The following is a 10,686-nucleotide window of genomic DNA, read 5'->3' as shown; positions in this document are numbered from 1 at the left end:
GCATCATCATCTCACGCAGAGGCGCAGAGGCGCAGAGAAAGAAAAGACGGGTAAACTCAGCATTTTTAATGCTTCTAAACAGAAGCCTGAGAAATGAACTTTTGGATACTGTGTATCTCTAATTAATGTGAAATATTTATCCAAATTTGCCACTGACGTAATCTCTGGTATCTTCCTGCTTAGGATTGTTGAAAATATTCTCTGTAAAATCGTATTCAACCAGATATCCCATTTTGCTGCCCGTTTCTGTCGCCTGTGCATTGAAAAATGCTGTCATATCTGACACCCGCGCAGCTTGCTGCATATTATGGGTGACGATAATAATCGTATATTGCGACTTCAATTCTTGGAGTAATTCTTCAACCCGCAAAGTTGAAATTGGGTCAAGGGCTGAACAGGGTTCATCCATTAGTAAAACTTCTGGTTGAATGGCTAAAGCACGAGCAATACACAAGCGCTGCTGTTGACCACCAGATATAGATAGACCACTTTGTTTGAGTTTATGCTTAACCTCATCCCACAAAGCAGCTTGCTTTAAACTCCGCTCTACTAATTCATCCATATCGCCTCGATAACCGTTAATTCTGGCTCCAAAGGCGATATTTTCATAAATTGATTTTGGGAAAGGGTTAGGCTTTTGAAACACCATGCCAACCCGACGGCGCAATTCTACTGTGTCAATTTTTTTGTCATAAATATCGGTTTCATCAAAGGTAATTCTTCCCTCAATGTGTGCGCCAGGAATCAAGTCGTTTAAGCGGTTAAAACATCTTAGTACGGTGCTTTTACCACATCCAGAAGGGCCAATAAGAGCGGTAATTTTATTTTTGCCAATCTTTAAGTTGACATCACGAACTGCTTTGAAATTACCATAGAAAACAGATAATTGTTCAGCTTGTAAAATACTCTCGTAAGTTGCGGTTTTTGAGTTTAATACCATAAAATTTTAGGTAAATACTGAAAATCTACATTTGATTTATTTAGCGTGACTGCTGGAATTTATTACGTAAAAATATTGCTGTTGAATTCATCAACAGCAACACGATCATCAAAACAATAATGCCAGCAGCAGCATTCTGATGAAACTCTACTTGAGGACGAGAAACCCAGTCAAAAATCTGAATTGGTAATGCTGTAAAAGAACTTTGCAAACCTTTTAAAGAAGGGTCAGGTAAGAAAGTAATGAACCCAACAGCCCCAATTACGATCAACGGAGCTGTCTCGCCGATCGCTCGTGAAAGTGCCAGAATTGTACCAGTAAGTATACCTGGTAAAGCAATGGGAAAAATTTGTTCTCGGATGATTTGCCACCTGTTGGCACCAAGGGCAAAACCTGCTTGCCGCAGACTATCGGGAACCGCACGCAGCGCTTCACGAGTAGTAATAATGATGATTGGTAGAATCAACAAACTTAAGGTTAAAGCACCAGCTAGCACACTGCGTCCCTTGGTGATTGGTTCTATTAACCGGACAAAAATTTGCAAGCCCAGTAAGCCGTAAATAATCGATGGCACTGCGGCTAAATTGGCAATATTGATTTCAATCAAGCGAGTAAACCAGTTGTCTTTGGCATACTCTTCTAAGAAAATTCCTGCGCCCACTCCTAAGGGAAAGGAAATTAAGGCCGTTATTACCAATAGCCAAATAGTACCAACTAAGGGAGCTAATATCCCAGAAGAGGAGGCACGGCGAGAAGAAAAACTGGTAAGAAAAGACCAATTCAAGCGTCCAATACCATCAGTTAAGACATCAATGAGCAAAACAACTAACACTAGCAACGCAAATGAAGTTGCAACCCAAGTTGCGATCGCAAAAACTTTGTCGAGATTGTAGCGTTTATTGAGCGCGAGGTCAAAGTTCGGATTTACCCCAGACTGATTTGTAGACTTAGTATCACTCGTTGTCATTCGTATTTCTCCCGGAAGCGCCGAACAAACCAGTAACTAAAAACATTCAGGGCTAAGGTGATGAGAAACAAAGTCATACCCACCGCAAAAATAGTTTTATACGCCAGTGAGCCTGCCGGTGTGTCTCCTTTACTTACTTGGACAATGTATGCTGTCATTGTCTGAATTGGCACTAAAGGATTGAAGCCCAACTGAGGATTTTGTCCAGCCGCTATGGTAACAATCATTGTTTCACCAATGGCGCGGGAAATAGCCAAGATAAAAGAAGCTACTATCCCAGATAAAGCCGCCGGTAATACTACTGAAGTAATTGTTTCCCGCTTGGTTGATCCCAAAGCATAAGCACCTTCCCGTAAACTACGCGGAACGGAATAAATAGCGTCTTCACTCAAAGAAGCTACCAAAGGAATAATCGAAATTCCTAATACTATACCCGCACTCAAAGCATTGAATCCCTGTATCCCAGGGATGAATGTTTGCAGGAAAGGTGTAACTGTGAACAATGCAAAGTAACCAAAAACAACAGTGGGTACGCCTGCCAATACTTCTAAGGCTGGCTTTAGCCATTTGCGAAGTTTAGCTGGCGCATACTCACTTAAGCAGATAGCGGCTAACAATCCTAATGGTAATGCTACCGCGATCGCAATTACAGATATGAGCAATGTGGCGCTAATTAGCACTATGATTCCGAACTGCTTATTAGTAAACAGGGGTGTCCATTGTGTGTCTGTTAAAAACCGCCAGATGGAGACTTCTTGAAAAAATTCTACAGTTTCAAAAATCAGCGTTAAGACAATCCCAATTGTAGTTAAAACTGAGACAAAGGCAAACAAGGCAAACAGCGCTTTTACACCAGTTTCTACTCGCTTACTCAAAGTCCGATTGGGCTGCCATAAGTTGGATTTATCTGGTTCATTAGATGGTGGGCTGGTAGTCATTTGGGGACAACCTCATAAATTCAAACTCTTTTTATCGGCACTGTGCACAGTTTGTAAAAGCTACCTTCAAGCTGGAAGTAAAACTTACTTTAAAGACTATGAGCCTTAAATTAAATTTACCTATGCTGACTTTATTTACAAGCAGCTACCTCCAGCTACTAGGGCTTAGTGCAAATTGTTCTGAGAAAGTTACATTTTCAAGAGAGTAATTAAGGAATAACTCTTACTTTTCTTTCTTGAGAAGTTCTTTCAGAGTTACACCGATTTGAGAACCCTTACCCTCAAAAACCGAACCTACTTTCCCACTATTGAAACGTGCCTGAACTTCAGGAACTATGTCACTAGGTAAAGGCACGTAGCCCACTTCAGTAACTAGCTTTTGGTTTGCCTGAGCATAATTGAAATCAACAAAAGCCTTAACTTCAGGACGCGTCGCTGCTGTTTTTTTGATGTAGATAAACTCTGGGCGAGCCAGGGGCTGGTAAGTACCATCAGCGATCGTTTGTGGACTAGGCTGAACACAGCCCTTACCACCATCAATGGCTACAAGCTTTAATTTGTCTTTGTTGTTTTCGTAATAGGCATAGCCGAAGAAGGCTACACCACCTGGATCAGAACTCACACCCTGTACCAATGTATTGTCATCTTCACTAGCAGTATAGTCTCCCCGGCTTTCTCCTTCCTTACCCACAACTGCTTGAGTGAAATAATCGTAAGTACCGGAGTCAGTACCAGGGCCGTACAAACCTATTTTCTGAGCAGGAAATTTAGGGTTAATTTGGTTCCATTGGGTGACTTTGGTCTGAGCTGCTGGCTCCCACATTTTTTTTAGTTCGGCAACTGTGAGGCATTGTGCAAAGTCGTTTTTGGGGTTAGCTACCACTGAAAGTCCGTCATAAGCGATCGGTAATTCAATATACTCAATATTACCTTTTTTACATAGTTCCACTTCTTCTGCTTTGATGGGGCGCGAAGCATTAGAAATATCAGTTTCACCTGCACAGAACTTCTTAAAGCCTCCACCTGTACCAGACTGAGCCACAGTAACTTTTACCCCAGTATTCGCCTTTTGAAACTCTTCCGCCATTGCCTCAGAAATAGGATAGACAGTACTGGAACCATCTATCTGAACTGTTCCAGATAAATTTGATCCGGCTGCTGTATTGGTGGTTGGGTTAGCGCCGCCATCAGTCGCTGGGGTAGGGTTGTTAGAAGCTTGATTGTTATCGCCGCAAGAGCCAATACCAATTGCCAGAGCAACTAGGGGAGCAACCAACCGCATCTTTGAAGAGAACATAAAGGATTTTTATAAATTATGCTATGGATTAACAGTATGAACATTAGCACTGAAGAGTCAGAAAAAAAGTTAACAAATGGTTAAGTAAATGCTAACGCATACTTATGATTTACAAAGTTAAAGTTAGTAAAGGCACAGGTTCAAATACGTAATAATTTAAGATGTGGTTTAAATTATACTAAGATTTAGCACTGAATAAAGTAAAATACAAATAATTTTGGTACGCTTTAAATATTTTTTAATTTCTGCGTACTCCTACTCTTAAGCAAGCTACATGGTACTTCCCTACCGGAAGCAGTACAGGCAAAGCCAATGTGGGAGAGTTCATATATTAATGTCTATACTGGTTGCTGTTGGTTTTCGCTTTTGCCTTTCCTTGGTTGCCTGATAAATGTTTGCTGCTTCCAATCAATTATTATGGTCTATGGTTGGCTTACTCCTAACAGTGGGTGGCACTTTCCTAGAAGCTTATGGCATCACCTTACCTTGGAGTTGGAGTAAGCAAGGAATTCAGACTTTTTCTTTAGGTGTCACTTTTCAAATTGGCGCAGTACTGTTGGTGGGTTGTTTAGGGGGCAAAAATGCTGGTGCACTCTCGCAAATTGCCTATTTAGTGATGGGGTTAACCTTATTACCTGTATTTGCCGATGGTGGTGGTATCGGTTATGTGAAGCTCTCTCAGTTTGGCTATCTGCTAGGCTTTATTCCTGGAGCTTGGATTTGTGGCTTGTTCGCCTTTAAAGCTAGACCTCGACTAGAAACCCTTGCATTTAGTTGCGTTTGCGGCTTGTTAACTCTCCACTTATGCGGTATTACTTATTTGATTATTAGTTATCTTTTTCAGTGGAAAGGCACAGAAAATCTATCCTTGATGCAAGCCATCCTTAGGTACTCCTGGTTTGCACTACCAGGGCAACTAACTGTAGTCTGTGCCGTAACTGTAATAGCATATATATTGCGTCACTTAATGTTTTATTAGTTCATTGTCATTTGTCATTTGTCCAATGACTAATAACTAATGCCTAATGCCCAATGACCAATGACTAATTCGCCATGCATTTAAAAAATCGCCTTTTCTGGATTGCTGCCCTCATAACTTTTTTCTTAGACCAAATAACAAAATACTGGGTGGTGCAAACCTTCAGCTTGGGGCAAACACTACCACTCTTACCTGGAATATTTCACCTCACCTATGTCACTAACACTGGTGCTGCTTTTAGCTTGTTAAGTGGAAAAGTAGAGTGGTTGCGTTGGCTATCTTTAGGAGTGAGTTTAGTATTGATAGCGTTGGCGTTGTTTAGTCCAGCGTTAAATCTGTGGGATCAGCTAGGCTATGGTTTGATTTTAGGTGGAGCTATGGGTAATGGTATTGATCGCTTTGCTTTAGGCTATGTTGTTGATTTTCTTGATTTTCGCCTGATTAACTTTGCTGTATTTAATGTAGCAGATTCATTTATTAGTATCGGTATTGTTTGCCTGTTAATTGCTTCGTTCCAAAAAACACCGACTTCAACTGGTAGGTAACATTCAGTAATATAAAAATTTTAAAATTTGTTTACCCCCTTTTTAAGCTCCGGTGTACACACAAGTCTGAAGTTGTTCAAGAATCTGGGTTTTACCCCACCTTAACCACTGCTTGAATTCAATGAACGACCGCCCGAATTCAATAAACGACCGCCCGAATTCAATAAACGACCGCCCGAATTCAATAAACGACCGCCCGAATTCAATAAACGACCGCCCGAATTCAATAAACGACCGCCCGAATTCAATAAACGACCACCCGAATTCAATAAACGACCGCCCGAATTCAATAAACGACCACCCGAATTCAATATATTTATTGCATAAATTCTCAAAACCTCACCTGAAACCTTATTTACTAAGGTTTTAGCTTTAGTTTTACCCCACCCTAACCATCACTGCAATTAAGTAGGTAATCTTTGGGTATTTAAGAAGAAATTCAACTTGTGTGTACACGGTAGCCTTTTTAAGGGGGTCGCCGCAGGCGGGGGGATCTTAACCCAACCGTATTGTATTGAATTGTAGTGACAGATGAAGCCCTATTTTGTTTGCGTAGTGTTTTGTAGTGAGAGATGAAACCCTCACTAAAAACCTTTAATTATTGACGCTAACTTGCATAAAAGCAGTGCTGGAGCCGCTTACTACAAGCGAATCATTCGGGAAAAATGAGTGGCGATTAGCTTACCACTAATTCTTTGCTTTTGGTTGCGAATTGGGAATCGTCACATCTATCGGCGTTACCTTTGCAGCTAGCTGCGTCAGGGGCGGTTGAATGGCGGTTTGATTTCCTACCACTAGAGTTACGATATTTTCTGGCTTGAGGTATTCTTGTGCTACTCGTTGCACATCAACGGCGGTGGTGGCGGCGACGGCTTTTTGATAACGAAAGAGGAAATCAGCAGGATAGCCGTAATATTCGTATTGCATCAACCGTGATAAGGTTTGTCTGGGGGTTTGAAAGTTGAACACAAAAGAGTTGAGTGTAGAGTCTTTGGCGAAAGTCAATTCTTTTGCTGTCACTCTTTGAGCTTGGATACGCTTGATTTCGGCTTGTAAGGCTTTGACAAACTGTACTGTAGCATCCGATCGCGTTTGTCCACCAGCAATAAACATTCCCGGATAATCGTAGCGGGGACTCCAGTAGCCATATACAGAATAAGCTAAACCTTGACGCGATCGCAATTCATTAAATAAGCGTCCGCCAAATCCATTTAAGACTTCATTCAATACATTCAGCGCTGGATAGTCTGGATTGTCGAACCTTCCGCCCAAATGCCCGATAAGCACACTACTTTGCGTCAGTTGTGGTTGATTCACAAAAAAGACTCCACCTGCATTAGCTGGCGAAACTTCTGGTAATTGGGGTTTCGCAATTTTGGGGTTGAGCTTCCAGTCGCCAAACTTAGCTTCAATGAGCAATCGCATTTTCTTGGGATTAAAATCTCCCACAATCCCTAAAATCATATTATTGGGGTGAAAATATTGCTGATAGAACTTGAGCAAATCCTCACGGGAAACTTGATCCACCGTTGCATACTCTGTCGTGCGAGCATAAGGGCTATCTTTCCCATAGATCAATTTCTCAAATTCTCGACTAGCAATATCATCTGGATCGTCGTTGCGACGAGCAATACCACCTCTAACCTGAGTCTTAGCTAAGTCTAGCTTTTCTTGAGCGAATACTGGCGATCGCAGCACCTGGGTAAATAGCTCAAACACAGTTTCTAAATCTTCACTGAGTGCGTCAAAGCTAGCAGTACCAGAAGCTTCACCAATATTAGTTTCAACCTCAGCTGCTCGTTGTTCCAATATCTCATTGAGTTCATCAGGCGAATGATTCTTAGTTCCCCCAGTCCGCATCACCGCACCTGTAAAACCAGCCAACCCGACTTTCTGTTGTGGCTCCAAACGACTCCCAGTTCGTACTAAGGCTGTACCCTTCACCAAGGGTAACTCGTGATCCTCCATTAAATAGATAACCAAGCCGTTTTGGAGAACAAACCGCTCATACTTGGGTAACTTAATCTCAGGTAGCGGTGCAAGTTGCAACTCATTGTAATGCTTCGCTTCAGCCGTCGCCGCCAGAGAAAAGTTACAAGTTAAAAGTAAACACACAAAAACAGCAACCAAAACATAAATAAGCCCCTTCCCATTTTTGATTTTGAATTGTTTACCCTTCATCTCATACCTCTGCATATTTCTCTTCCTTTGCGCCTTTTGCGGTTCGTTTCTCTGAAAGGATTTCCAACAAATAAATTATTTAATCTGTGGGGTGGGCACCTTACCCGCATTTGATTACGGGTAGGCGAGATGCCATTGGTGTCAACTTAACTTAAAAATCAGTTTAGACAGAGCTTTGAGAGATTGCCTCGTTCCCAGTCTCCGACTGGGAATGTATTCCGAGAGGCTCCGCCTCAAGACTTGCGGCAGAGCCGCAATGATGTGCATTTCCAGCCAGAGGCTAGAAACGAGGTTTGAAAGGGATTTTAGCTTAAGTTAACACCAATGGCGGGACGCCCACCCCACAATAAATAAGTCGTTGAGTATTTTTTATTGGGAAGTCCCTAAGCTTCTTTCGATAACAGCTTACCAATCGTGCGATTTTCCGGCGTAAACGTCTTCTTTGCCACCCGTTGAATATCAACAGTCGTCACCGCCGCAATATCATCCAATTGCTTAAACAAATTCCGCCAAGAACCAGTTTTTACCTCATATTCCAACAATTGTTCAGCCATCCCCATATTAGAAGCGAGGATGCGTAACAAACTCGCCCGTGCTTGAGTTTTGACTCGTTGCAACTCAGTTGCCGTTACAGGCTCAGTTTTTAATTTGTCAATTTCTTGGCGCAAAGCTACTGCCAACTCATCAACTGTATGACCAGGAGCCGTGAGAGCATAGAAAAATATCAGGTTTGGATACTTATCTCCAGGAAATCCACTGTAACCTTGAGCATTTAGCGCCAAACGCTGCTTTTCTACCAAAGATTTATACAGCCGAGACGTGCGCCCATCACTTAATAAACTGCCAATGATTTGATAAGCTGCATTATCTGGATGAGTCATGGCTGGACGATGATAACCTTCCAAATACCAGGGTTGAGAAGGTAGTTGTAAAGTAACTTCCCGTGTTTGTTGTTGTAGCGGTTCCACCGGGATTTGCTCAACAGCTTTAGTTTTAGCTTGATAACGTCCAAAATAAGTTTGTGCCAGTTTTTTCACCTCAACCGGATTAACATCTCCGACGATCGCGATCGCTATGTTACTTGGTACGTAGTGAGTATCAAAAAACTTTTGCACATCTTCTGGCGTCAAATTGCGGATATCTTTGTCATAACCAATTATCGGACGCCTGTAGGGATGGACTTTGTACGCAGTATCAATAAATTTCTCTACCATCGTTCCAATGGGTGAATTATCTACCCGCATTCGTCGCTCTTCTAAAATTACATCTTTTTCTTTATAAAACTCACGACGAATTACAGGATCGAGAAATCGCTCCGACTCTAGCGACATCCAAAGTTCCAGCTTATTAGCAGGAAAGCTGTACAGATAACGAGTGGCTTCGGTTGAAGTGTTGGCATTTAAACCCACACCTCCCGCTTGTTCGACAATTTGCCCTAGTTCGTTTTGCTTGACTAACTTAGCTGCTTGCGATTCCACTTCCTCAAACTCAGCTTGTAATCGCGCAACTTCATCTTTCTTGCCATTGGCTTTCGCTGTTTTAATTAGAGCATCCAACTGCTCTAATTTTTCAAGTAGTGGTTTTTCGGCTTTGTAATCTTCTGTACCAATGCGCGTTGTACCTTTGAACGCCAAATGTTCTAGAAAGTGAGCAACACCAGTTTTGCCATCTGGCTCATCCACGCCACCGACATTTGCATAAGTAAGAAAGGAAACCACAGGTGCTTGATGCCGTTCTAAGACAATGAATTTCAAACCATTGTCGAGACGAAACTCTGTTAACTGCTTAATCACTCGATCCAAATAAGGTTGGATTGAGCTTTGATTTTGATTTGGTGTAGTTTGAGTTTTTATCGGTTGCAGCACCCTCTGAGTTTGAGCCAGAGCCATTTCTGGCAACAGTCCCCACCAGAATATGATCAGAACTGACAACGTAATCAACAGCCAACGTAGTGTAAGGGATACTTTCTTTGATAAATCCAATATTGGTTGCAAGCAATTGAGTTGGTTCATAAGCAAAAATCAAAGTAAGGTTACACTACTTAAAAAACAAGGTACTTAGCAAAAGAGCGTTAATTTTGTATTAAGCTTTCAATGGCGCTTTGTACTTGACGTTAGACAATAATCCTACAAATCCTGTTCCAAATATCTCACCATAACTGTTATGCGAGTTTTTAATTCTTCTCCTCCCTCAGAGGCTCAGACACGCACCCGGATTTTAGAAGCAGCACAACGATTGTTTGCCTCTAAGGGATTTGACGGCACTACTACCCGTGAGTTAGCACAGGCAGCAGGTGTAGCTGAAGGCACTCTCTTTCGTTATTTTCCCAATAAAAAGGCGATTTTGGTAGAAGTAGCTACAAGTGGATGGGTAGAGATTCTGACAGATTTGCTTACAGAACTGAGTGAAATGGGAAGCTATAAAGCTGTAGCGCAGGTGATGCGCCGTCGGATGTGGAATTTTCAAAAAAATGCCGATGTGATGCGCGTTTGCTTTATGGAGGTGCAATTTCACCCCGATCTGCGCGATCGCATCCAATTAGAAGTGATTACCAAAATGACTGATGTGGGCGAAGCGTTCTTTCAAAGCGCGATGGATAAAGGCATCTATCGCCAAATGGATGCCAAGCTAGTTGCTAAAGTTTTCCTCGGAATGTTTGCGATCGCAGGTTTTTCCAACAACACCATCATAGAGCCAGACGCTTCTCCCCAACAAATGCAGCAAATGGCAGAAGGACTGGCTGATATCTTCCTGAATGGAGTCTTAGCCAAAGAGTAAGCATTGGACATGGGTTATTTTTCCCCTACTCCCCACTCCCTACTCCCTACTCCCCACTCCC

Annotated in this window: 10 protein-coding genes; 3 read left to right on the top strand and 7 right to left on the bottom strand. The window is 42.1% G+C overall.

What is annotated here, in order from left to right; genetic code table 11:
* Positions 1–136 precede the first annotated feature (136 nt).
* The 4 genes from pstB to F8S12_RS21185 all read right to left on the bottom strand — a co-directional run bounded on the left by pstB (position 137) and on the right by F8S12_RS21185 (position 4,142).
* A complete protein-coding gene (gene pstB, locus F8S12_RS21200) occupies positions 137–940 on the bottom strand; it encodes a phosphate ABC transporter ATP-binding protein PstB (RefSeq protein WP_196518155.1) in 804 nt (267 codons plus the stop codon).
* A gap of 40 nt (positions 941–980) precedes the next feature.
* A complete protein-coding gene (gene pstA / locus F8S12_RS21195) occupies positions 981–1,907 on the bottom strand; it encodes a phosphate ABC transporter permease PstA (protein WP_196518153.1) in 927 nt (308 codons plus the stop codon).
* Complete coding sequence (gene pstC, locus F8S12_RS21190) at positions 1,904–2,845, bottom strand: phosphate ABC transporter permease subunit PstC (RefSeq protein WP_196518151.1); 942 nt, start codon at positions 2,843–2,845, stop codon at positions 1,904–1,906. The genes pstA and pstC overlap by 4 nt, the downstream gene beginning before the upstream one ends.
* 223 nt (positions 2,846–3,068) lie before the next feature.
* Entirely contained in the window at positions 3,069–4,142 is a 1,074-nt protein-coding gene (locus tag F8S12_RS21185) for a PstS family phosphate ABC transporter substrate-binding protein (protein WP_196518149.1), read from the bottom strand.
* Positions 4,143–4,533: 391 nt separating this feature from the next.
* Between F8S12_RS21185 and F8S12_RS21180 the strand changes: the two genes are divergently transcribed.
* Positions 4,534–5,121 carry a biotin transporter BioY gene (locus tag F8S12_RS21180; protein WP_196518147.1) on the top strand — a complete coding sequence of 196 codons (588 nt, stop codon included), beginning with the start codon at positions 4,534–4,536 and terminating at the stop codon, positions 5,119–5,121.
* 74 nt (positions 5,122–5,195) lie between these two features.
* Positions 5,196–5,666: a signal peptidase II gene (gene lspA / locus F8S12_RS21175; protein ID WP_196518144.1), complete on the top strand. Its 471-nt coding sequence runs from the start codon at positions 5,196–5,198 to the stop codon at positions 5,664–5,666.
* Positions 5,667–5,767: 101 nt separating this feature from the next.
* Here the strand turns inward: lspA and F8S12_RS21170 are convergent, their stop codons facing one another.
* The 3 genes from F8S12_RS21170 to F8S12_RS21160 form a co-directional block, all read right to left on the bottom strand.
* Positions 5,768–5,977 (bottom strand): hypothetical protein, encoded by a 210-nt coding sequence (locus F8S12_RS21170; protein WP_196518142.1) that lies wholly within the window; start codon positions 5,975–5,977, stop codon positions 5,768–5,770.
* 376 nt (positions 5,978–6,353) lie between these two features.
* On the bottom strand, positions 6,354–7,847 hold the full coding sequence (locus F8S12_RS21165; protein ID WP_230968169.1) for a M16 family metallopeptidase: 1,494 nt from the start codon (positions 7,845–7,847) through the stop codon (positions 6,354–6,356).
* A gap of 383 nt (positions 7,848–8,230) precedes the next feature.
* The gene (locus F8S12_RS21160) at positions 8,231–9,859 is read right to left on the bottom strand and encodes a M16 family metallopeptidase (protein ID WP_196518138.1); all 1,629 of its coding nucleotides are present in this window, start codon (positions 9,857–9,859) and stop codon (positions 8,231–8,233) included.
* Positions 9,860–10,010: 151 nt separating this feature from the next.
* Between F8S12_RS21160 and F8S12_RS21155 the strand changes: the two genes are divergently transcribed.
* Positions 10,011–10,625 carry a TetR/AcrR family transcriptional regulator gene (locus F8S12_RS21155; protein ID WP_196518136.1) on the top strand — a complete coding sequence of 205 codons (615 nt, stop codon included), beginning with the start codon at positions 10,011–10,013 and terminating at the stop codon, positions 10,623–10,625.
* The last annotated feature ends 61 nt before the right edge of the window (positions 10,626–10,686 follow it).

Origin of the sequence: Nostoc sp. WHI (genome assembly GCF_015714725.1) — a bacterium.
In the GTDB taxonomy this organism is placed as follows: Bacteria; Cyanobacteriota; Cyanobacteriia; order Cyanobacteriales; family Nostocaceae; genus Nostoc.
The sequence above is the reverse complement of the archived record's forward strand: the minus strand, read 5'-3'. Positions and strand labels throughout refer to the sequence as shown.

Excerpts from the sequence above, each read along its gene's own strand:
- pstC (WP_196518151.1), bottom strand. The coding sequence starts at position 2,845 with ATGACTACCAGCCCACCATCTAATGAACCAGATAAATCCAACTTATGG.
- lspA (WP_196518144.1), top strand. The coding sequence starts at position 5,196 with ATGCATTTAAAAAATCGCCTTTTCTGGATTGCTGCCCTCATAACTTTT.
- pstA (WP_196518153.1), bottom strand. The coding sequence starts at position 1,907 with ATGACAACGAGTGATACTAAGTCTACAAATCAGTCTGGGGTAAATCCG.
- F8S12_RS21160 (WP_196518138.1), bottom strand. The coding sequence starts at position 9,859 with ATGAACCAACTCAATTGCTTGCAACCAATATTGGATTTATCAAAGAAA.
- F8S12_RS21165 (WP_230968169.1), bottom strand. The coding sequence starts at position 7,847 with ATGAAGGGTAAACAATTCAAAATCAAAAATGGGAAGGGGCTTATTTAT.
- pstB (WP_196518155.1), bottom strand. The coding sequence starts at position 940 with ATGGTATTAAACTCAAAAACCGCAACTTACGAGAGTATTTTACAAGCT.
- F8S12_RS21155 (WP_196518136.1), top strand. The coding sequence starts at position 10,011 with ATGCGAGTTTTTAATTCTTCTCCTCCCTCAGAGGCTCAGACACGCACC.
- F8S12_RS21185 (WP_196518149.1), bottom strand. The coding sequence starts at position 4,142 with ATGTTCTCTTCAAAGATGCGGTTGGTTGCTCCCCTAGTTGCTCTGGCA.
- F8S12_RS21180 (WP_196518147.1), top strand. The coding sequence starts at position 4,534 with ATGTTTGCTGCTTCCAATCAATTATTATGGTCTATGGTTGGCTTACTC.